The organism is Acidobacteriota bacterium, from assembly GCA_026393755.1.
Taxonomy (GTDB): domain Bacteria; phylum Acidobacteriota; class Vicinamibacteria; order Vicinamibacterales; family JAKQTR01; genus JBAXOX01.
In genome coordinates, this window is record JAPKZO010000025.1 from 70,807 (window position 1) to 93,096 (window position 22,290).

Annotated in this window: 16 protein-coding genes; 3 read left to right on the forward strand and 13 right to left on the reverse strand. The window is 65.3% G+C overall.

Annotated elements, in window-relative coordinates; genetic code table 11:
• Positions 1-376 precede the first annotated feature (376 nt).
• The 12 genes from NTV05_10210 to NTV05_10265 form a co-directional block, all read right to left on the reverse strand.
• A complete protein-coding gene (locus tag NTV05_10210) occupies positions 377-2,011 on the reverse strand; it encodes an NADH-quinone oxidoreductase subunit C (protein MCX6544770.1) in 1,635 nt (544 codons plus the stop codon).
• On the reverse strand, positions 2,008-3,474 hold the full coding sequence (locus tag NTV05_10215) for a proton-conducting transporter membrane subunit (GenBank protein MCX6544771.1): 1,467 nt from the start codon (positions 3,472-3,474) through the stop codon (positions 2,008-2,010). The genes NTV05_10210 and NTV05_10215 overlap by 4 nt, the downstream gene beginning before the upstream one ends.
• 4 nt (positions 3,475-3,478) lie before the next feature.
• A complete protein-coding gene (locus tag NTV05_10220; protein MCX6544772.1) occupies positions 3,479-4,135 on the reverse strand; it encodes a hypothetical protein in 657 nt (218 codons plus the stop codon).
• Positions 4,136-4,141: 6 nt separating this feature from the next.
• On the reverse strand, positions 4,142-5,092 hold the full coding sequence (locus NTV05_10225; GenBank protein MCX6544773.1) for a respiratory chain complex I subunit 1 family protein: 951 nt from the start codon (positions 5,090-5,092) through the stop codon (positions 4,142-4,144).
• Positions 5,093-5,107: 15 nt separating this feature from the next.
• Positions 5,108-7,156: a proton-conducting transporter membrane subunit gene (locus tag NTV05_10230; protein ID MCX6544774.1), complete on the reverse strand. Its 2,049-nt coding sequence runs from the start codon at positions 7,154-7,156 to the stop codon at positions 5,108-5,110.
• Complete coding sequence (gene nuoB / locus NTV05_10235; GenBank protein ID MCX6544775.1) at positions 7,153-7,722, reverse strand: NADH-quinone oxidoreductase subunit NuoB; 570 nt, start codon at positions 7,720-7,722, stop codon at positions 7,153-7,155. The genes NTV05_10230 and nuoB overlap by 4 nt, the downstream gene beginning before the upstream one ends.
• Positions 7,719-8,069 (reverse strand): metalloregulator ArsR/SmtB family transcription factor, encoded by a 351-nt coding sequence (locus tag NTV05_10240; protein MCX6544776.1) that lies wholly within the window; start codon positions 8,067-8,069, stop codon positions 7,719-7,721. The genes nuoB and NTV05_10240 overlap by 4 nt, the downstream gene beginning before the upstream one ends.
• Positions 8,070-8,254: 185 nt before the next feature.
• On the reverse strand, positions 8,255-11,179 hold the full coding sequence (locus NTV05_10245) for a carboxypeptidase-like regulatory domain-containing protein (GenBank protein MCX6544777.1): 2,925 nt from the start codon (positions 11,177-11,179) through the stop codon (positions 8,255-8,257).
• 99 nt (positions 11,180-11,278) lie between these two features.
• A complete protein-coding gene (clpB, locus tag NTV05_10250; protein MCX6544778.1) occupies positions 11,279-13,903 on the reverse strand; it encodes an ATP-dependent chaperone ClpB in 2,625 nt (874 codons plus the stop codon).
• Positions 13,904-14,908: a J domain-containing protein gene (locus NTV05_10255; protein ID MCX6544779.1), complete on the reverse strand. Its 1,005-nt coding sequence runs from the start codon at positions 14,906-14,908 to the stop codon at positions 13,904-13,906.
• Between the two features lie 61 nt (positions 14,909-14,969).
• Positions 14,970-16,325, reverse strand: a complete 1,356-nt coding sequence (locus tag NTV05_10260) for a sigma-54 dependent transcriptional regulator (protein ID MCX6544780.1) — start codon at positions 16,323-16,325, stop codon at positions 14,970-14,972.
• 10 nt (positions 16,326-16,335) lie between these two features.
• Entirely contained in the window at positions 16,336-17,892 is a 1,557-nt protein-coding gene (locus NTV05_10265) for an ATP-binding protein (protein MCX6544781.1), read from the reverse strand.
• Between the two features lie 96 nt (positions 17,893-17,988).
• On the opposite strand from NTV05_10265, the gene NTV05_10270 reads away from it, so the two are divergent.
• Together NTV05_10270 and NTV05_10275 are read left to right on the forward strand one after the other, a co-directional pair.
• Complete coding sequence (locus NTV05_10270) at positions 17,989-18,354, forward strand: hypothetical protein (protein ID MCX6544782.1); 366 nt, start codon at positions 17,989-17,991, stop codon at positions 18,352-18,354.
• Between the two features lie 284 nt (positions 18,355-18,638).
• A complete protein-coding gene (locus NTV05_10275) occupies positions 18,639-20,009 on the forward strand; it encodes a DNA recombination protein RmuC (GenBank protein ID MCX6544783.1) in 1,371 nt (456 codons plus the stop codon).
• Here NTV05_10275 and NTV05_10280 read toward each other — a convergent pair.
• Positions 19,978-20,898, reverse strand: coding sequence for an SDR family NAD(P)-dependent oxidoreductase (locus tag NTV05_10280; protein ID MCX6544784.1), 921 nt, complete (start codon positions 20,896-20,898; stop codon positions 19,978-19,980). The genes NTV05_10275 and NTV05_10280 overlap by 32 nt on opposite strands.
• A 225-nt stretch (positions 20,899-21,123) precedes the next feature.
• Between NTV05_10280 and metK the strand changes: the two genes are divergently transcribed.
• Positions 21,124-22,236, forward strand: a complete 1,113-nt coding sequence (gene metK, locus NTV05_10285) for a methionine adenosyltransferase (protein MCX6544785.1) — start codon at positions 21,124-21,126, stop codon at positions 22,234-22,236.
• Positions 22,237-22,290 lie beyond the last annotated feature (54 nt).

Consider the following 22,290-nt stretch of genomic DNA (forward strand, 5'->3'; position numbering starts at 1 on the left):
TCTCTCCCGGAGTGATCACGATCTGCTGGCGGGCTGCCGACTCTCGACGCGGCCTCTCGAACAAGGGCTTCGACCGGCAGGGAATGAGGTGACACGGCGATTCGCCGTAGCGGCCCCTCGAACCAAGCCGATGAGCGTCAGTTCGCAAAACGCACCGCGAGGGCCAGGACTGGCTGCGCGAAGAGCGCAAACGTCAGACCGGCGACGGGTCCCGGCAAGGTGCGCTTTGCCGGCTTGCGTGAGCGGGGACGCGGAGCGAAGCGCCACGTCACCGATCGATCGAGCAGGGCTTGAAGTATGTTCTGACGGGCCTGCGTGAGCGGGGACGCGAAGAGAGGCGCCAGGCCGCCCGGACCACGCCGCCCAGTGCGGCGGACTAAAGGTCGTTGCCCGAGTACGACAGGTTGAACGACTTGTTGCAGAGAGGGAAGTCGGGAACGATATTGTCCACCAGCGCCCGGGAGAGCGCGGGCCAGTTGAGAAATGACGGGTCGACGATCTTGACGCGGTGCAGTCGGCCATCGTCGCCAGCCATCACCCAGTGCACGATGCAGCCGCGCCAGCCTTCGACCAGCGCGAACGCCGGTTCGTAGGGTGGCAGGGCGCTGAGCGGTACGGAGAGCGGTCCGGCGGGCAGTGATTCGAGCAGCACGTGGATCAGCCGGGCCGATTCTTTCACCTCGGCGACGCGAATCATGGCGCGTGCGCGCACGTCGCCGGTCTGTTCGACCGGCACTTGCAGCACTAATCTGTCATACGGCGGCCGTGGATGATCGCGCCGCACATCGACGTCGATGCCGGATCCGCGCGCCACGTACCCACGCACGCCATGATCGCGGCCTATCGTCGCATCGAGCACTCCGGCCCGATTGAGCCGATCGGTCACCAGGGAATTCTCGAGGCAGACGTCCACGACCTCGAGAAAATCCCGCACGGACTGCGCGATCTCCTGGCGAAGCGTCGTGCCGGTGATTCCGCTCTTGCCGGGCGCCGTCCCGGCGTCGGCGGCGTCCGCGCCAGGTGCCAGCACATCGCAGGCGACGCCGCCCGCGATAACTCCGCCACGCAGCAGGCGGTTGCCGGTCAGCCGCCCATTCAGCCGCAGCAGTCGTTCCCGGATTCGGTAGCACTGGGATTGCGCCACGGCGTAGCCGGTGTCGCTGATGATCATCCCGAAGTCGGTCACGTGGTTGTACACGCGCTCCATCTCGAGCAGGACGGCCCGCAGGTGCGCAGCGCGAGGGGGAACGGCGACGCCTGCCGCACCTTCGACAGCCTCGCAGAACGCCAACGCGTGACCGATGGTGGTATCCCCGGAGACGCGTTCCGCCAGCACGACACCGTCTTCGGGCCGGCGTCCCTCGAACAACTTCTCGGTACCTTTATGGGTGAAGAACAGCCGCTGCTTGACGTCGATAATCGTCTCGCCGACGGCGCTGAAACGGAAGTGCCCCGGCTCGATGATGCCCGCGTGCACGGGGCCCACCGGAATCTCGTACACCCCAGGGCCTCCGACCTCCCCGAACGGAAACGCCCGGCCGTCGTCGGCAAACGCCGGCACGATGGCGTTCTTGCGCAGAGGGAAGTACTGCTCGGGCCAGAACCCGTGGCGGGTGAGGGGGCGCGGGTCGGGATGATCGAGCGGCACGATCCCCATCAGGTCCCACATTTCGCGTTCGAACCGGGATGCCGGATAACAGCTCATTGCGCATGAGGCCACGCCCGGGTTGGCGCCATCGACGAGCGTCGTGATATGCGCAAACCAGTTCTCCCCGTGATGTGCAAAGAGGTAGTGCACGCGAAAGACGCCGTCGCGCGCGCGCCGATCCTCGGCCGCCATCAGCACCAGCGCAGCCCCGAACTCGGTCTGCAGCGCGGTTGTCACCGCCGGCATGTCCGCGGAATCGGCCAGCGCGTGCACCTCTCTGGGGCGCGGTGTGCGGACGTCCCTCAGGGCGCAGAGTGTCGCGACGTTTCTCAGGCCGCCGACCACGTGCGTCAGTTCACTCATCCCGGCATCCCTTCGACGATGCGGCCGAGCAACGTCGTGACCGCGTGAGGCAGAAAGAGGCCCAGAACGACCAGCGCCGCCACCGACACCACGATCGGCACAAGCGCCCAAGTGTCGCGTTCACCCGATACCACGCCATCGGGTGGGGTGCCATACAGCATGCGGAGCAGGTGCGAGGCGAGGCCGACGAACCCGATGCCTGCGATGACGAGTGCCACTCCCGTCTCCCAGATGTGCCCCGATAGAAATCCCGCGCGGAACAGCAGGAACTCCGAGACGAACAGACCGAACGGCGGCAGTCCCATCAACGCCATCACGCCGGCCGCGAACAGGGTGCCGGTGGCGGGCATGGTCCGCATCAGACCCCTCACATCGGCGATCTCGGTCGACCCATACCGCCCGAGAATCCGTCCAGCGAGCAGGAAACTGCTCGACTTGGCGAGCGCGTGATTGATCATGTGCAGGAGCGACGCGAACACGCCCGCCGGTCCAAATGCGAATCCCAGACAGATCAGGCCGCTGTGCTCGACGCTCGAGTAGGCGAGCAGCCGTTTGTAGCTCCGCTGGCGGACCAGGCTCAACGCGCCAATCAGCAGCGAGAACAGGCCGATGGCGAGCAGTACCTGGCTCGTGAACGCCGCGCCACCCGGCGTGGAGTCAACCACTGCCTTCCAGCGCAGAATCGCGTATTGCGCCACCGCGAGCAGCACGCCAGACATCATCGCGGAAAGAGGGGCTGGGGCTTCCGAGTGCGCATCGGGCAGCCACGTGTGCATGGGTGCCAGACCGGCCTTGGTGCCATACCCGACGAGCAGGAAGACAAACGCCAGGCGCAAGAGGCCCGGGTCAAGCGCCGGCGCCTTGTCCATCAGGAGCGGCCAACCCAGCGCGGTCTGCCGAAGTCCTGTGATCGTGACGAAATCAAAGTAGGCCAGCACAGTGCCGGCGAACGCCAGCGCGATGCCGACCGATCCGATTAGGAGGTACTTCCACGAGGCCTCCACCGACGCCTTCGATCGATGGAGGGGCACCAGCAGCGCCGAGGCAATGGTCGTGGCCTCGATGGCGACCCACATCAACGCCACGCTATTGACGGTGACCGCCAGCAGCATCGCCAGCACGAACACGTTGCCATACGCCTGGAACACACGGCGCATGGCCGGGGTGTCGTGCACGGATCCCGGCGCGCCGGGCCCGAACGACAGACCAATCGCTCCCACGACGGCGACACAGCACGCGACCAGTGCCGAGAGCGCGTCCACGCGAAACAGGCGTGCTGTGCCGAGCGGCTTCGGTGGGCCGCCCATGGCGAAGGCCACCAGCGCGAACGCCGCAGAGACCGAGATCGCGCGGCCGATGCCGACAATCCAGCCGACAACGCGGCGATCACCCGCGCCGATGGCGGCCAGTACCGCCGAGAGGACGAAGGGGCCAACGAGCGCAGACAGCAGCAGGGTTTGCATCACGTCAGTGCTTCAGCCTCTTCAGAACATCCACGTCGATGGTGTTGAACGTGTCGTGGATGTCGTACAGCACAATCTGCATCACGAGAAACCCCATCAGCGCATCGAGAAACACGCCCAGTTCCACCACCAGCGGCACCCCGTAGGTGGCGAGCACGGCGAGCAGGGCAATCCCGTTCTCCAGCATCAGAAAGCCGATCACCTGCGAAATGGCCTGCTTCCGACTGACAATCACGAACAGGCTGACAAAGATAAGGCCGATCGCGAGCGGGATGCCTGCGCGTGTCGGTGCGGCCGACAGGGCCTGCAGCGGTCGTGCGGCCGTGTAGGCGAGCAGGATCAGCAGGCCGCTGATAATCAGCGACGTCGCGGCGTTCACGATCGGTTCGCTATCGTGCGTCTGGCCGACACGGTGCGCGAGGCGCGTAAGCAGCCGTGGAATGGCCACGCCCTTGACGGCAATCATCATCGCCGCGACCCAGTACAGGTCGTGGTCATGCCCGAAGTAGGCCACCGCGGCGGTCAGCACCGCCAGTACGTTCGACTGCAACTGGAACGCGGAAATGTAGCCGCTGACGCCATGACGCCACAGGATGGCGATGGCGCAGAGCAGCACGCCACTCGAGCCCAGCACCGCGACCTGTGAGAAGAGTCCATCCACCTGGCGTTACCTCAACGAAAATGACGACGTGACGGCCAGCAGGCCAAGCACAAAGGACATCGCCAGCAGTTCGGGCACGCGAAACAGCCTGAGCTTCGCGACCCGCGTTTCAAAGATCGCCAGCAGGATCGCGAGCACCACGAGTTTCGCCAGGAGAGTGACGAACGCGATCGCGAGCGCCGACGGCGCGAGCGAGGTAGCCAGCCCCCACGGCACGAACAGGTTGGCGGCCAGCGTCAGGAACACGGTGAGTTTGAGCCACGACGCCCACTCCACCAGGGCGAGCAGGGGGCCCGAGTATTCCAAAATCATGGCCTCGTGGATCATCGTCAACTCCAAATGGGTCGCCGGGTTGTCCACCGGCAGGCGTCCGGCCTCAGCGAGCATGACGATGAAGAGCGCCGCGAAGGCGAGAATGTGGCCCGGGCTGAGCGCAACGGTCGGGTGGGCAATCGTGCGCGCGGCGATCTCGCCGAGATTGGTCGATCCGGCGCCGAGCGCAAGCGACAGAATGGCCAGGGCGATCGCCGGTTCGCTGAGCGCGGCGATGGTCATCTCGCGGCTGCTGCCCATGCCGCCGAATGCCGTGCCCGGATCGAGGCCGCCCAGCGCGAGGGCGAACGTGCCGAGCATCAGGAGGTAGACCAGCGCAAACAGGTCGGCGACCTGGTTGAACGGCAGGGGCGTAACGAGCACGGGGACCAGTAGAGCCACCACAACCGTGCTGCCGAAGACGACGTACGGCGCCGTGCGAAACACCCACGACGCGTTGGACGACACGACGCTCTCTTTGCCGAACAGCTTGCGCAGTTCCGCGTACGGCTGCCAGATGGGGGCACCGCGCCGGTTTTGCAGCCGGGCCTTCACCCAGCCAACGAGACCCACCAGAGCGGGCGCCACCGCGAGGCCCAGCAGCGCCTGCGCGATTTCGATCACGACACCGGTTGCATTGAACACCACAACCTCCGCGCCTCAGAACCCGATTACCCAGACCAGCAGCACGACGAGCACGAACACGATGTAGCCGAGATAGGCGTTGACCGATCCCGACTGCATCCGCCGCGCCCACCCTGCCACCTGCTCCACCCCCTCAATCAGCGGGTCGTAGAGCGTTCGCTGGAACCACGGATGGATCGTCGTCTGGTACGTCATCGATTGAATGTAGTACGGCGACTCCGGCCGCACGACGCCCACCGCCCGGTCCTCGTTGGGCCGATACAGCTGATCGAACACGCGGCGCAGCGGCTCGGCAAACGCGGTGGAGGTGTATTCCATCCTGGGCGTCTGGCCGATGCGGCCGCAGCCCCACGTGTCACCGACGCGCACCCTCGGTCGTGCCACAACGCGCACGACGATCCAGATGCCTGTCAGCGCGGCCACCAGCACGACGCCAATCGCCGCAGGCGACATCGCCGCCATGCCGTTCGGCGTGCGGAGCGTGACACCCAGGTGGAACGCCGGCGCCGTCCACGCGAGTCCCCCGAGACCGGCGAGGGCACCGGTGATGGTGGTCAGCACGGGAATCGTCGCGAACGCGAGCAACGGGCAGGAGGCGGCCATCAGGACCATGCCGAAGCGCATCGAGCGCGGACTCTCGTGAGCGTGAGCAGCCTCGGTCGATCGCGGGATGGCGAGGCACGAGATGCCGAACGCCTTGACAAACGTCGCAGCCGCCAGGCCGCCGGTCAACGCGAGTGCGCCGACGCCCAGGGTGAGCAGGCCGGCGATCGCGGCCTGCGAGCTGGTGACGCCGGGCAGAAACGACTGGAAGAGCAGCCATTCGCTGACGAAGCCATTAAGCGGCGGCAACGCGGCGATCGCCATCGCGCCGACCAGAAAGGTCGCCGCCGTCCATGGCGTGCGTGTGACGAGCCCGCCCATCAGGTTCATGTCGCGCGTGCCGGTCGCGTGGACGATCGAGCCGGCGCTCAGAAAGAGCGTGCCTTTGAACGCGGCGTGGTTGATCACGTGCAGAAGCGCGGCGGCCATCGCGAGCATGGCCGCGTGCGGCTGAGACAGGCTCAGAAAAAGAAATCCCGCTCCGACGCCCAGCAGCACGAGGCCGATGTTTTCCACCGTGGAGTACGCGAGCAGCTTCTTGAGATCGTCAGCCACCAGGGCGTAGAGCACGCCAGTGAGCGCCGAGGCTGCCCCGAGCACGATGAGCAGCGTGCCCCACCACGACGGCCCGCCCCCGAGCACGTCGAGGCCGATTCGCAGGAGGCCGTAGATGCCGAGCTTCACCATGGCGGCCGACATCAGTGCTGACACGTGGCTGGGAGCCGCTGGATGCGCGCGTGGCAGCCACACGTGAAACGGCACCATGCCGGCTTTCGACCCGAACCCGAGCAGGGCCAGCACGAAGATCGCGTTCCGCGTGCTGGAGGATAACTGCGGCGCCGCGCTGCGCATGGCCTCGAAGGTCCAGCCGGTGACGGCGGGGTCGCCCGGGCCGAGCAGGAAGAACGCGCCCAGCAGCGCCAGCAATCCCGCGTGGGTCATCGCGAGATACCACAATCCCGCGCGCACCGACTCCTCACGATCGTGCTCGGTGACCACCAGAAAGAACGAGCTCACCGCCATCAGTTCCCAGCAGAGCAGGAAGGTCACCGCGTTGGCCGCAGCGGCTACCAGGCTCATGCTGAGCAGGAAGGTGCCGAAATTGAACGCCATCCAGCGTGTTGAGTAGCGGTCCTCGTACGACGCGGTGTAACTTGCGGCGTAAACGCCTGCCGGGATGGCGACGCCAGAGATGAGCGCGAGGAAGAGTGCGCCCAGTCGATCGAGACGAATCATCCAGCCGCCGGCGATCGTCAGCATCGATGGGGCAGCGAGCATCAGTGAGGCGTCGGTCCACAACACGAGACACGCCAGCGTGAGTCCCGCCGCTCCGCCCGTCACCGATCCGATCGCGGTGACCGCACGCACCAGCCGCCGGGTGGGCATCACCAGGCCGGCGGCGGCGATGCCGTAACCGGCCACCATCATCCAGAAGAGCGGGAACAGGAAGGCGGCGGTCATCGCGGGCTCGCTGAGGGACTCGCGCCGGCCAGACCGGAGGGCGCGGTCCGCGCCGGCAACTCCAGCCGGCCGAGCGCCACGAGAATGCCGCGCAGGATGTCGGCCGGTGATGGCGGACATCCTGCCACGATCACATCAACAGGAACGACCTCAGCCACCGCGCCGACGACCGCATAACTGCCTGCGAACACGCCGCAGTCGCGTGCGCAGTCGCCGACGGCGACGACCAGTTTCGGATCGGGTGTGGCCTCGTACGTCTTGCGGAGCGGGATTTCCATGTTGCGCGTCACCGGACCCGTGACCAGCAGAAGATCTGCATGGCGTGGCGAGGCGACAAAATGGAGACCGAAGCGCTCGAGGTCGTAGACGGGGCCGAGCAGGCCCGAGATTTCAATTTCGCAGCCATTGCACGAGCCGGCGTCCACGTGCCGGATGCCGACCGCCCGGCCGAGCAGCCGCTGAGATCGGGCATCGACCTGCCGGACGAGGATGATGGCATCGCAGTCGCCCTCGGGCAGCGGCTCGGTCACGGTGCCCACGCGCCAGATCTTCTGAAACAGCTTCATACGATGCGGCGCACTTCTCGCCTGAGTTCCTTGAGCATCGTCTGCGTATCGACCAGCCGATTATTGAAGATCGCGCGGGCGGTGGCGAGCATGTCGTGGATGAGGGGGTCGCGAACCGCGTACCGGACCGAGGCGCCGGACTTGCTGGCCGTGACGAGGTTCTTGGCGCGCAGCACCGCAAGCTGCTGGGACACGGACGGCTGGTCGAGGCTCAGTGCCTCCTGCAGTTCCTGGACACTGCGGTCGCCGCCGCGCAGTTCCTCGAGCAGGCGGATGCGGACCGGATGGGCGAGCGCGCGGAAGAACTCCGCCTTGAAGATCTGCAGATCCGTGTTTGGCGCTCGCATATGTAGATATGCATATATATCAACAATTGCTGCCTCCGGTCAACCGGGGCGAAACGACTCCGGGAGTGACTTCTCGTCGAGGTCTCGCCGCGGCGCTACGCGCGGAGGCGGACAGCCCGGCCCCAACAAGAAGGGCCCGGGGAACGAGTCCCCGGGCCCGAGCTGTTTCTGCCTGTCTGCCGCTGCTAGAACTGGAATCGCGCCGACACCTGGATGCGTCGCGGACTCAGGAAGGAGGCCGGCGTCCCAAACAACGAGCTGTGCGAGCTGGCGACGTAGTTGTAGCCGGTCTGCGTGTTGAAGACGTTATAGAGGTCGACGGCCAGCTGAAGCTTGTAAGGCCCCCTGATCGCCAGATTCTGTGTGTAGTTGAGGTCGAGCTGGTACCACGCGGGGGTTCTCCGCGAACCAGCCGGCTCGGCATAGCGATTCGTGTCGCTGGTGCTGGGGCTGATCATGATCGCCGTGTACAGCTCGTAGTTGGTCATTTCCCACGGCTGACCGGACTGCGCCAGGGCAAACGCCCCGAAGCTCGCCTTCCAGGGCAACTGGTAGTAGGCGTAGACCTTCAGTGAGTGCGGGCGATCACCGTGCAGCCGACCCTCCTTGAGGTTCCACAGCTGGCGCCCGGCATCGTCACCGATATTCGACGAGCCGATGAAGATGTTGCTGTCGTTGGAGGTTCCGGCGGTGGTGTTGTCCTGGTCGAAGTTGCCGTAGTACTTGCTGAAGGTATACGACCCGCGGACATACAGGCGGTCGCTGCGGTACTCGGACTCCACCGTCGCCTCGTAGTACTTCGTGTAGGCCCTGTCGAGTTCAGCGATCACGTAACTCGACCCGCTGCCGATCTGGGTTGTGCGTGCAGTCAGGTCGGGGATGTAGAGCGCTGAGGGTCCCCAACCCGCGGGCATCCCCAACACCAGACGCGCGGTATTGTTGGTGTCTTCCCAGAAGTGGTTGGCATAGCGGTAGCGGAAGTATGCGCGCCCGGTCAGGTGCGGGTTGATCTGCCTGGATGTGCCAAGCAGATATTCGGTTGTGGTCCTGGGCGTCATGTCTGAAACAAACAGCTTGCCTGACGAGCTCTTCACTGGGGCGGTGGCGAACAGCGTCCCGGTTGAGTCGAAGTACGCGTTGATGGTCGTCGCGAGGTTGCGGGCCCACGACGCGGCACGGGGCAGTGAACTCGCTGCCGGCGCGTAGGTCGCGAAACTGGCGTAAATCGTGTCCTGCCCGTTGTACGCCCACGTCGCGCCGATGCGCGGCTGGAGCATCTTCTTGAACGGAATTTCGTACATCTTATAGATCGTGCCCGGGGACCCGACGTATCCGGACAATGCGCTCGAATCCTCCTTCAGACCCTGGCCATACAGCCGATCATTGCTGGCGAGCAGGCCCAGATTGAACGACCAGTTCTTATAGCGGATCGTGTCGTTGACCTCCACGCTCTGCGACCAGTACGACGAGTGGATAGGCGGGATCGCTCCCGTGGTCTGCTGCTGGAACGCCGCCTGGAAGTAGATCGGCGTACCGCTGAAGCTCGATCGCCCGCCGGGCGCCGTGATTGAGCCCCAGCCGTTTGAACTTCGCAGCAGATCCTCGGAATCCGTGTAGCGCTGATAACCGACGTGGATGTCGTGGCTGATGGTCGAGCCGAGATTCAGGTTGTAGGCGACCTGCCAGGAATTGCGGAAGAAGTCGTCCTTGTCGAACAGCGTCCCGAACCCGACGGTGCCGCTGCCGGTCTTGACGCCGGCGCTTGAGGTGTAGCCATACCGATCGATGAGGGGCTGGACGAAAGCGTTGTACGCGTCCTGTCCACTAATCGTGTTCGGCACAGAGAACAGACCGAGCGTGTCGAGGCTGTTCGGGTCGATCCGGGTGCCAATCGCCGTGTTGACCACCGCGGTCGACACGTTGTCGGGCCGGCCCTGATTCGGATTCTCGTAGTGGGTGTACTTGAAGGACGCGAAACTCCTCGAGTTGATGATCCAGGAACCATCCGCCGTCGCAATGCGCTGCCAGGACTCGTAGCCGGTTCCGGTGGTCGCCGTGGAGGCCTGTCCGAACAGATCGCTCTTATCGAGCCGGTGTGAGTAGCGGTAGCTGCCGTTCAGCAGAATGGAGTTCGTCGGGGTCAACGTCAGCTTCCCGAATCCCTCATTGCGCGTGCTGTTGTAATCGGGCAGATTGCCGTACAGGTTCGCCCGGTTCGCGCGATCTCGCTGCGGCCGGTAGTACGAACCATAAAAGAACGCGTGGTTCGGAATCACCGGCCCGCCGACATTGGCCGTCAACCAACTGAGGCCCTGGCTGTACTTTGAGAGACTGTTGTTCTGCACTTTCGCCGCCATGCTGGCGGTCTGGAATTGGTAGCTGACCTGCCCGGAGTACCTGCTGGTTCCAGACTTGCTGACCGAGTCAACCGAGAATCCGCCCGACCGTTCAAAGTCCACGGCCTTGGCGCCGCCCTTGATGGTGGTGACCTCGGCGATGTCATACGAGGCAGGCTCGGCCGACAGCGTGCCGAACAGCGGCATCGTCACATTGACGCCGTCGAACTTGTAGACGTTGTCCTGACCGCTGCCCCCGGCGCTCGGCCCGCGCGTGCCATCCTGCGTCAACTGCACACCCGGAATCAGCTTGATCAGATCGCGGTATTCCTGGCCCGTCGGCAAAGACCGAATCGTCTCTGCCGAGACACCGCTCTTGATCGCCGTCGAGGTTCTGTCGACGACCGGTACCGTTGCGGCCGTCACCGTGACGGTTTCCGTGACGCCGCCCACGCTCATCGTGACATTGAGCGTCGCGTCCTGCGCAAGCTGGACCTGGACCTGCTTGGTGACCTTGGCCATGCCCGACAGGTCAAAGGTCAAGGTGTACTCGCCAGGAGGAAGGGCAGGGAGACGGAACTCGCCCACACTGCCGGTGACCGTGACCCTGGGGCCCGGCAGCACGTTGGAGCGCGCCTCGACCGTCACCCCGGGGATGACCAGCTTGTCCGTGCCGATCACCTTGCCGACGATCCCGCCGGTCTGCTGACCGAACGTGACCGCCGGAATGGTGACGACGCAGAGCAACGCCAGAAGTACACGTCTATAGTCCATGCTTCCTCCATCGTAATTGGATCGGGGGCCCGGATACTCAGACCACATATCGGCTTGGCTGACCGGAGAGAGACATGTTACTCAGCGCGCAAAACCCCGTCAATCAGGGAGCGCTGCGTCGGATGGCGCGGACGGAGAGAATGCCAGATCGTCTCCTGCAGCCTCGACCCGGATGGTGTCGCCGTCGCTGAATCGCCCCTCCAGAATCTGGAGCGCGAGAGGGTCGAGCAGTTTCCGCTGAATCGTACGCTTGAGCGGGCGGGCGCCGTAGGACGGATCGAAACCCTCCTCGACGATCAGGTGCCGCGCCTTGTCGGTCAGCGCCAGTCTGATCTTCCGGCGCTCGAGCCGCTGCACGAGGCCGCGCAGCTGGATGTCCACAATCTCGAGCAGGTGGGCCCGGCTGAGTCCGTGGAAAAACACAATTTCGTCCACCCGGTTCAGGAATTCCGGCCTGAAGTGCCCGCGGAGCGCATCCATAACGAGCCGGCGCGTGTCCTCTTCGAGATCTTCGTCGGCGCTCCCCGGCCGATCGGCGATGAACTGACTGCCGATGTTCGACGTCATGATGACGACGCAGTTCTTGAAATCCACCGTGCGGCCCTTGCCATCGGTGAGCCGCCCATCATCAAGCAGTTGCAGCAGGACGTTGAGTACCTCGGCGTGCGCCTTCTCGATTTCGTCCAGCAGTACGACCGCGTACGGACGCCGCCGCACCGCCTCAGTCAGCTGGCCGGCCTCCTCGTAGCCGACGTATCCGGGAGGCGCCCCGAGCATCCGCGACACCGTGTGTTTCTCCTGGTACTCCGACATGTCGATCCGGATCATCGACTGTTCGTCATCAAAGAGGAACTCGGCGAGTGCGCGAGCCAACTCGGTCTTGCCGACGCCGGTCGGGCCAAGAAACAGGAAGCTGCCGAGCGGGCGACGAGGATCCTGCAGGCCGGCGCGCGCGCGGCGGATCGCGTTCGAGACGGCGGTGATCGCCTCGTCCTGCCCGACGACGCGCTGATGCAGTCGGGCTTCCATCCTGACGAGCTTCTCGACTTCGCCTTCCATGAGGCGGCTGACCGGGATGCCCGTCCACTTGCCGACGACCTCGGCAATATCCTCCTCGTCCACCTCTTCCTTGAGCATCTTCGCGTCGCGCTGCAGGTCCGCCAGCCGCTCCTCCGCCTGCCGGATGCGACGCTCGGCTTCGGGGACACGACCGTATTGAAGTTCGGACGCGGCGGCGAAGTCACCCGAACGCTGAGCGGCTTCGATGTCGTGGCGGAGGCGTTCGAGTTCCTGTTTCTGGGAACGCGCCGCCTGGATGGCGTCTTTCTCCTGCGACCAGTGCGTTCGAAGCTGATCGCGCGACTCCTTCAGGTCCGCCAGTTCGCGTTCAAGCCTGGAGAGCCGATCGACCGAGGGCGCATCGGTCTCCTTCCGCAGAGCCTGTGCTTCCATCTCCAGCTGCATGATGCGTCGCTCGATTTCGTCGAGCTCGGCGGGCATCGAGTCGATTTCCATGCGCAGCTTGGAGGCGGCTTCGTCCACCAGATCGATCGCTTTGTCGGGCATGAAGCGATCGGCGATATATCGGTGCGACAGGACGGCGGCTGCCACCAGGGCGGAGTCCTTGAGCCTGACGCCATGGTGAATCTCGTACCGTTCGCGTAAACCGCGCAGGATGCTGATCGTGTCCTCGACGCTCGGCTCGACGACCATGACCGGCTGAAAACGGCGTTCGAGCGCGGCGTCCTTCTCGATGTACCGACGATATTCGTCGAGCGTCGTCGCCCCGATCGTGTGCAGCTCGCCGCGGGCCAGCATCGGCTTGAGCATGTTCGACGCGTCGATGGAGCCTTCGGCGGCGCCCGCCCCGACCACGGTATGCAGCTCGTCGATGAACAACACCACCTGGCCCTGGGAGTCGGTGATTTCCTTGAGCACCGCCTTCAGGCGTTCCTCGAATTCGCCCCGGTACTTCGCCCCGGCGACCAGCGCCCCCATGTCGAGCCCGACAATGCGCTTGTTCTTCAGCCCCTCCGGCACGTCGCCTCGGATGATGCGCTGGGCCAGCCCCTCGACAATCGCGGTCTTGCCGACGCCGGGCTCGCCGATCAGCACAGGGTTGTTCTTCGTGCGCCGTGACAGCACCTGGATCACCCGGCGTACCTCGTCGTCTCGCCCGATGACCGGATCGAGCTTGCCGGCGCGCGCCAGTTCCGTCAGATCCCGGCCGTAGCGCTGCAGCGCCTGGTACTTGCCCTCCGGATTCTGGTCGGTGACTCGTTGCGATCCGCGGATGGTCTGGAGGACCTCCAGAATCCGTTCGCGCGAGGCGCCGACCGTCTTCAGGACCTTGGCGGCGTCGGTCCGCCCGGACTCACCGGCCACCGCAAGCAGCAGGTGCTCGGTGCTGACGTACTCGTCCTTCATCTGCTCTGCTTCGCGCTGAGCGGCCGCCAGCACGCTCTGAAGTCTGGGAGAGATTCCTCTGGTCGCGCCGCCGTGGGCCTGCGGCAGTCGCCCGAGTGCTGCGTGAAGGGTGGCGGCCACCTGCCGCGGATCGACGCCGATCTGGCGCAGCACGTCCGGCACGACGCCGTCGGCCTGCTCGACAAGTGAGGTCAGCAGGTGTTCAGGCTCAACCTGTGGATGATCGGCCTGTTCGGCCGACTGCTGTGCTCCGAGGATGGCTTCCTGCGCCTTCTCGGTAAAGCGATTCAATGCCATTTATGCCTCGTCGTCTGACGCGATTGTCGGAGCGTCCTCCAGGGGCGCGAGTTTCTCGTAAAGTGCGCGCTGTTCGGGCGTCAGTGAGCTTGGAAGCCGAACCGCCACGGTGGCGTAGACGTCACCGCGGTCATCAGGCTTTCCCACGGTCGGCATGCCGTGGCCTTTCAGTCTGAAGACCTGCCCATTCTGCGTACAGGGCGGGATCTTCAGTCGGAGCGCGTGGCCGTCTATCGACACCACTTCGGCCTCGCCGCCCAGGACGGCCGTCGTCACCGCCACGTGGATGACGGTGTGCAGGTCCCGACCTTTGCGTTCGAATCGCTTGTGCGGCTGGACATGGACCCGCAGGAACAGATCACCCGAGGCGGCCGAGCCGGCGCCGTGCTCGCCTTCGCCGGCCACGCGCACGCGAGAGCCGTCACCCACACCCGGCGGGATGCGCACATCCACGGTGCGGGCATGCCCGTCGTGCTTGATGGTGAGCCGGCGCGTGACGCCGTGACAGGCGTGTTCGAGCGTCAAATCGAGATCCTGTTCCATGTCGCGCCCCCGCCGGGCTCTGACAGTGCGTCCCTGCCGTGGCGACGACGCCGACGCCTCGGGCTTGCCGCCGAAGAACGCATGGAAGAAATCGGAGAAGGGATCGGCTTCCCCGAAGGCCTGGCGCATCTCCTCCTCGGTCATCATGCGTGCGCGTCCGCTCGTCGTGCCTTCGCCAAACCCCCAGTCAGCACCGCCGAACGGGGAGGCCGCCCCCTGTCGTTCGGCCTGCTCGTACTGGCGCCAGTTGGCGCCGAGTTCGTCATACTTGCGGCGCTTCGCGGGGTCCCCGAGTACCTCGTACGCCTCGTTGACCTGCTTGAACCGCGTCTCGGAGGCCTTGTCTCCCGGGTTCACGTCCGGATGGAACTTGCGGGCCAGCTTCCGGTACGCCTGCTTGATTTCCTTGCCGGTCGACGACTTGGTCACTCCAAGCGTGGCGTAGTAGTCCTTGAATTCCACGGTGGCTCCAGACCCTCAGACACCCGGCAATCGCATCACCGGCTCACCTTCGCTCGTGACCCTACGATCGCCCGGGTTCGTCCTTGAGGTCAATGCCGAATCGCTCAGCCATCCGGTACAGGGTCCGGCGATCGATCCCCATCACTTCTGCCGCACGTGTCCGGTTGCCCTTGACGCTGTCGAGCACATGAACCAAGTAGCGGCGCTCGATTTCGTCGAGCGTCGGCAAATCGGCGAAGATCCGCTGTTCGACTCCGGGGGACCTGCCGCCCAGGGTCGAGGGCAGGTCTTCCACGTCGACCACCGTGCCCGGACTGAACAGCACCAGGCGCTCGATGGTGTTCTCGAGTTCGCGGACGTTCCCCGGCCAGGAGTAGTTGACACACATCTCGAGGGCACCCGCCGAGAGCCTCCGTTCGCGTCCGGCGCGGGCGCAGGAGGTGCGCAGGAATTCGTCGACGAGCAGCGGGATGTCACCACGGCGATCGCGAAGCGGCGGAATCCGGATCACCACCACGCTCAGCCGGTAGTACAGATCCTGTCTGAATCGTCCCGCGGCCACGGCCTGCTCGAGGTCGACGTTGGTAGCGGCGACGACTCGGACGTCAATCTTGACGACTCGGGTGGCGCCGACCGGCCGGATCTCACCCTCCTCAAGCGCGCGCAGCAGCTTCACCTGCAGCGCGGCCGACGTCTCGCCGACCTCGTCGAAGAACACCGTGCCGCCGTGGGCCTGTTCGAGCAGGCCCTTCGCGTCGGCGACGGCACCGGTAAAGGATCCGCGCATGTGCCCGAACAGCTCCGATTCAAGGAGCGTTTCGGTGATCGCCCCGCAGTTGACCGCCACAAACGGACGGCCTGCCCGCCGGCCGTTGACGTGAATGGCTTTGGCGACCAGTTCCTTGCCCGTTCCGCTCTCGCCAACGATCAGGACCGGCGCCGCCGCGTTGGCCGCGTGCGCAATCTGCTTATAGACGTCGAGCATGCCGGCCGAGCGTCCGATCAGGCCGGTGGGCGTCTCGCGCGCGTCTCGCGGGCGCTCCTCGGGCGAGGCCGCCTGCGTGAGGGCCCGCTCGACCACCGACTTGATCTGTGCAATGTTGAACGGCTTGCTGATGTAGTCGAAGGCGCCGGCGCGCACGGCTTCGATCGCGGTTTCGAGCGTGCCGAAGCCGCTGATCAGCACCACTTGACACCTCGAATTGGCGCTCTTGGCCGCCTTCAGAATGTCGAGCCCGGACTGCGCGGCATTCAAATTGATGTCGGAAATTACCGCGTCGAACGGTTGTCGCGATGCGCGCTCCAGCGCCGCCTGGGGGTCGGATTCATACGACACCTCGCGGCCCGGCGCCGACAGCAGCTCGACAATGAACTGGCAGGTGTCCCGGTCGTCATCGACGATGAGAATCTCTGGCATGTCCGGCTCGCTACTGGACGGCAGGTGCGCCGATGGGCAATTCAACCGTGAAGACCGAGCCAGTGCCGGGCGTCGTTCGAACCCGGATGGTTCCGCCATGTTCGGTGACGACACTGCGGGTGATGCTGAGGCCGAGGCCTGTGCCACGCCCCTCGGCCTTGGTCGTCACCCAGGGATCGAAAATGCGGTCGATGAGGTCGGGGTCGATCCCGCTTCCCGTGTCGCCAATCTCGATCGCGACCGACGCAGCCAACGCGCGAACCGACACCGTCAGTCGGCCTCCGGAGGGCATCGCATCGAGCGCGTTGCTGATGAGATTGAGCAGAGCCAGCTCCAGCTGGACCGCGTCGGCCTGAACACCTGGCACCTCCTCGCAGTCGAGCGCGAGCGCAACGCCGGCCGGCTCCAGCGCGGGCTGAACCAGGGTGCACACCCGCCGGATCAGCGCGGCGAGGTCGACCGTTTCGCGCTCCAACGCGTGGCGCGACCGCGCCAGCAGCCCCCTGACCGTCGCCGTCACCTTCCGGATCTGCTCCTCGGCGACTTGAAGGCGTCTGGTGATCGGCGACTCCGGTCCCTGCTCCTCGATGAGCACCTGGATGTGCCCCGAGATGAGGTTCAGGGGAGTGCCGACCTGGTGGGCGACCACAGACGCCGTTTCGCCGACCGCCGCCAGTTGCTGGGCGCGGCCAAGTTGCTCTCGCAGGAGGAACATCTGTTGGTACATCTCCACGAGTTCACGGTTCCGCGCTTGCAGTTCGTTGGTGGCCTCGGTCACGCGCCGGTTGAGCGAGCCGTGCAGGGTCTCGATCTGGACCAGCATCTGGTTGAGACCGACCGAGACCGCACCAAGTTCATCCTGTCGTCTGACGGGAACCCTGACCGACATTCGACCTTCTCCGGCCTCTCGCATGGTCTCGTGGATCCGGTGAATGGGACGGAGGATGAACGAGCGGGCGAGCAGTTCAATCAGAATGAAGAGAATCGCCCAGGCGACCAGCGTAGCCCAGAAGGCCAGGGCGCGGCCAGTGGTGCGCAGTCGGTCCAGCGAGGCAAACGACACCGATACCGCGATCGACCCGAACAGACGGCCGTCTCGTTTCAGGGGTGTGGCCAGGATGCGCACGGCGCCCGCCTCGGATCCCCAGACGAGGTCCCGACGTTCGAAGGCCACGCGGGCGGCTTCTAGAACCTGATCGGCGGGTGCGGCAGACGTGCTCGCGAACAGGGACGGGACGTTCCCGTTCATCGTCACAACCGATACGCTGCGAATCTCAGGAGCCGCGTCAATGAACTCGTGAAGGTAGCGGGCCAGTCCGTCCGGCTGAAGAGGGCCTTCGCGCAGTTCAAGGTCGTCGGCCACCGCCATGGCCGTGAGGCGTCCGGCTTCCCGGATGTCGCTCTCGACAACCCGTTCGAATTGCCTGAGCTCAACGTACGTGGTGACGCTGATTACGGCAGCGACCGACACCGCGACGAAGACGGCCACGCGGACGCGCAGCGAGCGCCGCCACGGGATTGTCGCCACACTGGGGCGGTCGTGCGTCAAATCGGCGTCAGGCGTCATCGCGTCACAAGCCAGCTAACAGAATGACCAGCCAGCAGTTATCGTATTCAATCGGTCGAGGGCGACACTGGCACGATCCTTGTTGTAGCTTGGGACGTGTCGTGGTCTATCAGCGCCCCCCTGCTGCGAATCGTGGTGACCGGCGCCGCGTCTGCCGTGATGGTGATCGGCGTGGTCCGGCCGGCCGGCCGCGAAGTCTGGGCGCAGGCCCGCGCCGGGACGGAGAATGCCGTCGTGGGCACGCTCTCGGGATACAACGTCAAGACCCGAGTGTTGACCGTCAAGGTTGACAACGTGGTCGAGAGATTCGTCCTCGCCGACAAGGCCTCCGTGCATGCGGGGTCCCGCGTCCTTCCCGCCAGTGCGATTGCCGCGCACGTCGGACACAAGGTCAAGGTGCGGTTCATCGAGTCCGACGGAAGACGCGTGGCCGAAACCGTGATGGTCTCGCGGGCGCCGTAAGTCTGACCTCTCACTTCGTGCCTTCCGGCCGCACACGTCGGCCTGCAGCTCCATGACGTGGAGGGCGCGGCTGGCCTGAGAGCGGTGCCCGCCATGAGAAAGCCACGGCGGTCGATGTGATTGGCCGAGTCGTCGCTCATCGGATCCTCGTGTAGCGGGGGTGGCGATCGATTGTGGCGCTACCTTACCGCACGGGGAGAATGGGCGCAACACTCGGAGCGCGCACTCAGACGCGCTCAGAGCGCGCTTGACCGAAACGGCATCGGAGTCCATCATCAACCGGTATGCAGATCGTGCTTGAAGTCGCGCTGGCGTTGGGAGGCGGGCTGGCGGCCGGGTTTGCCGCCGGATGGCATCTGGCGAGGCTGAATGCCGGGCATTCCGGGGCGCTGGCGGTCGCGCAGGCGGAAGCGCGCCTGGGACAGTTGGTGTCGCAGCTGACGGAACAGAAGGCCCGCGTCGAGGCGACGCTCGCCGCCGAACGAGCGGCGCACGACGACAAAGTCAAGGTCTATCAGGATGCCGAACAACGGCTGGAACTGGCGTTCAAAGGACTGTCGAGTGAGATCCTGAATGTCAGCTCAGAGCGATTTCTGACGCTGGCGGCCAAGAAGCTCGAAGACCTTCAGGGACAGGCACGCACGGATCTTGACGCGAGACGCCAGAGCATCAACGAGCTGCTGCAGCCGATGAAGGAGTCGCTCGGGCAGGTGACGGCGACGCTGGGCCAGGTGGAGAATTCGCGCCGCGAGGACTACGGACGCCTGGCCGCGCAGCTCACGAGCCTGGATCGGGAGACCAGTCTGCTGGTGCGGGCGCTGCGCACCCCGATCGGCCGCGGCCGCTGGGGCGAAGTGCAATTGCGGCGCGTCGTCGAAATGGCGGGCATGATCGAGCGGTGCGACTTCGACGAGCAGGTGTCGGTCAGAGGAGACTCGGGCGTTCAGCGCCCCGACCTCGTCATCCGTCTTCCTGGAGGCAAGTCGATTGTCGTCGATGCCAAAGCGCCTCTGGCGGCCTACCTCGATGCTCTGGAGGTGCCCGATGATATGGAGCGCGAGGCCCGCTTGAAGCACCATGCCGCACAGGTGCGCGCGCACATCAGCCAGCTCTCGAGTAAGGCGTATTGGCAGCAATTCGATCCGACGCCCGAGTTTGTCGTGATGTTCCTGCCTGGCGAGGCGTTCTTTGGTGCGGCTCTGCAGTACGATCCGTCGCTGATCGAGTTCGGTGCCGAGCGGAACGTGATCGCGGCCAGCCCGCTGACGCTGCTGGCCCTGCTGCGCACCGTGGCGCACGGGTGGACGCAGGAGCAGCTGGCCGAGAACGCGAAGCAGATCAGCCTGCTCGGCCGCGACCTCTACGATCGACTGTGCAAGATGGTCGACCACTTGATCGACCTGAGGAGGAAACTCGACGGGGCAGTCGAGGCCTACAACGCGACGGTCGGCGCGATCGAGGGACGCGTGCTGCCGTCGGCCCGGAAGCTGCGCGAACTGGGCGTCACCGCCACCAAGGAACTCGAGACGCTGGCGCCCGTCGAGGTGGCGACGCGGCGCCTGCAGGCCCCCGAGTTCATCGACGCCGCCGGGGAGCCGTCCGCGCTCGATGGGGAAGTCGTGGTCACTTCGGCAGGCGAGGTGGAGCGGAACTGAGCGCCCGACCGCGCCACGACACCATGCTGGTATTGACGCCAAACGCGGCGGCAACCGCCTCGAAGAGGGGTCGAGGAAGGATGCCGTGCAGCAGCGGCGTCAGCTTGACCAGCCAGGGCGTCAACACCTGGGCCTGGTTCGCGAGGACCGCGGCGACCGTCAGGTCCGCCACGCGTTCGGGAGTCAGGATGCGGGTCAGCCGCGGCGGCGTGACGCCGCCGAACATGCCGGTTCCGACGTAGCTGGGACAGACGGCGGTCAGGCCGATGTGATCATGCCCAAGCTCCCGCAGTTCGAGCCGCAGCGACTCGGCGAAGCCAAGGGCGGCCCATTTGCTCGCGCCGTAGGTCGACCCGAAGGGCAGTCCCACGAAACTCGATGCGCTCGCGATCGTGACCAGGTGTGCCTCTGGACGGGCCAGCAGGTCCGGCAGCAGCGCGTGGGTCACGTTTACCAGCCCCTCGACGTTGACGCGAAACGTCGCCACGTGACGTTCGAGGGGGACGTCGAGAAACGCCCCGCCATGCACGATGCCGGCGTTGTTGACCACGACGTCGGGTGGGCCCATCTGCTCGATCAGACCTTCCCGCAGGGCGTGTACGCTGGCCGGGCTGGTCACGTCCAGCTCGAACGCGTGCGCCTGGCCGCCGGCCGCGATGATCTCCGCGGCGACGCGCCGGGCGCCCGCCACGTCCAGATCCGCGATCGCGACACGAGAGCCGGCGGCGGCGAAGCGATGACCCAGACAGCGGCCAATTCCGGACGCCGCGCCGGTGACCACCACGATCTTCCCATTCAGTGTTCGCATGCGGATCCCTCCCGCGATGGCGGCAATCGTCAGGCCCACCTCCCGGTTGGCGAACGCGTGCCGGGCGGGCGCCCCGATCATACCGGAGGATTCAACCTTGACAGGGTTTGATCCGGGCGGTCATAGTAGTACCTTCGGACGCGCGGCGATTTCCCCGACTTGATGGGCCGCGTCAGGTCAGTCCAGGCGACTGACCCCGAACTATCTAAGTCGCGGGCGGGCTCGCGACATTCAGTCGTCGAGCCTTTTGTGTTTTGAGGGGATCCGGCGCCCGCGACGATCCCCCGATTGTTGGAGTCAGGAAACATGCAGCATCTGCCTTACACCGTCTCGTCCGAGTCGGTGTCGGAAGGACATCCCGACAAGGTCTGCGACTACATCGCGGACTCGATCCTCGACGCGTACATCGGCCAGGATTCCGACAGCCACGTCGCCGCCGAGGTCATGTGCAAGCACAACCTCGTCATTCTGGGCGGCGAGATTACGTCGAGGGGCAAGGTCTCCTACGAAGACGTCGTGCGCAACGCGATCACCGAAATCGGGTACACCGACGATACCGAGCCGTTCAGTGCGAACACGGTGCAGTTGTTCATCGCGATTAGCAAGCAGTCGTCCGAGATCGATCAAGGCGTGACGGCGGCCCGGAACAAGGAAGGCGAACAGGGCGCCGGCGACCAGGGCATGATGTACGGCTACGCGACCAGCGAGACGCCCGAGTTGATGCCGATGCCCATCTTCCTGGCGCACAAGCTGACGCGCGGTCTCGCCGACGATCGCAAGGCCGGCAAGTACGCGTGGCTTCGTCCCGATGCGAAATCGCAGGTGTCGGTGGTGTACGAGAATGGCGCTCCGGTCCGGGTGTCACACGTCCTCGTGTCGACTCAGCACACAGCCGACATCAAGCAGGCGGGCATCTTCGACTACGTGAAGTCGGACCTGGCGCCGCGTGTGCTCGGAAAGTGGTTCAACAGCGACGTCAAGGTGCTGGTCAATCCAACAGGCAGTTTCGTGCACGGCGGTCCATCGGCGGACTGCGGCGTGACGGGCCGCAAGATCATCGTGGACACCTACGGCGGCGTCGGACGCCACGGCGGCGGGGCGTTCAGCGGCAAGGATCCTTCCAAGGTCGATCGGACCGGCGCCTATTTCTGCCGGTACGTCGCACGGCAGGTTGTGAAGAAGGGCATCGCCAAGCGCGCCGAAATCCAGGTGGCGTACGCCATCGGCATGGCACAGCCCATCTCGGTCAGAGTGGATACGTTTGGCACCGGCGATGAGAAGGCGGCGGTTGAGCTGGTCCAGTCGTTCGACTTCCGCCCGCGCGCCATCATCAATCAGCTGAATCTGCTCCGGCCGATCTACCGGCAGACCACCAATTACGGGCACTTCGGGAAGCTCGAGCTGCCTTGGGAACAATAGAGCGCGAGCCTTCCGGTGACCGATCATCGATCGGTCACCGGGGGCTTCTTTCTG

Excerpts from the sequence above, each read along its gene's own strand:
- NTV05_10210 (MCX6544770.1), bottom strand. The coding sequence starts at position 2,011 with ATGAGTGAACTGACGCACGTGGTCGGCGGCCTGAGAAACGTCGCGACA.
- NTV05_10215 (MCX6544771.1), bottom strand. The coding sequence starts at position 3,474 with ATGCAAACCCTGCTGCTGTCTGCGCTCGTTGGCCCCTTCGTCCTCTCG.
- NTV05_10230 (MCX6544774.1), bottom strand. The coding sequence starts at position 7,156 with ATGACCGCCGCCTTCCTGTTCCCGCTCTTCTGGATGATGGTGGCCGGT.
- nuoB (MCX6544775.1), bottom strand. The coding sequence starts at position 7,722 with ATGAAGCTGTTTCAGAAGATCTGGCGCGTGGGCACCGTGACCGAGCCG.
- NTV05_10240 (MCX6544776.1), bottom strand. The coding sequence starts at position 8,069 with ATGCGAGCGCCAAACACGGATCTGCAGATCTTCAAGGCGGAGTTCTTC.
- NTV05_10245 (MCX6544777.1), bottom strand. The coding sequence starts at position 11,179 with ATGGACTATAGACGTGTACTTCTGGCGTTGCTCTGCGTCGTCACCATT.
- clpB (MCX6544778.1), bottom strand. The coding sequence starts at position 13,903 with ATGGCATTGAATCGCTTTACCGAGAAGGCGCAGGAAGCCATCCTCGGA.
- NTV05_10260 (MCX6544780.1), bottom strand. The coding sequence starts at position 16,325 with ATGCCAGAGATTCTCATCGTCGATGACGACCGGGACACCTGCCAGTTC.
- NTV05_10265 (MCX6544781.1), bottom strand. The coding sequence starts at position 17,892 with ATGACGCCTGACGCCGATTTGACGCACGACCGCCCCAGTGTGGCGACA.
- NTV05_10275 (MCX6544783.1), top strand. The coding sequence starts at position 18,639 with ATGCAGATCGTGCTTGAAGTCGCGCTGGCGTTGGGAGGCGGGCTGGCG.
- NTV05_10280 (MCX6544784.1), bottom strand. The coding sequence starts at position 20,898 with ATGATCGGGGCGCCCGCCCGGCACGCGTTCGCCAACCGGGAGGTGGGC.
- metK (MCX6544785.1), top strand. The coding sequence starts at position 21,124 with ATGCAGCATCTGCCTTACACCGTCTCGTCCGAGTCGGTGTCGGAAGGA.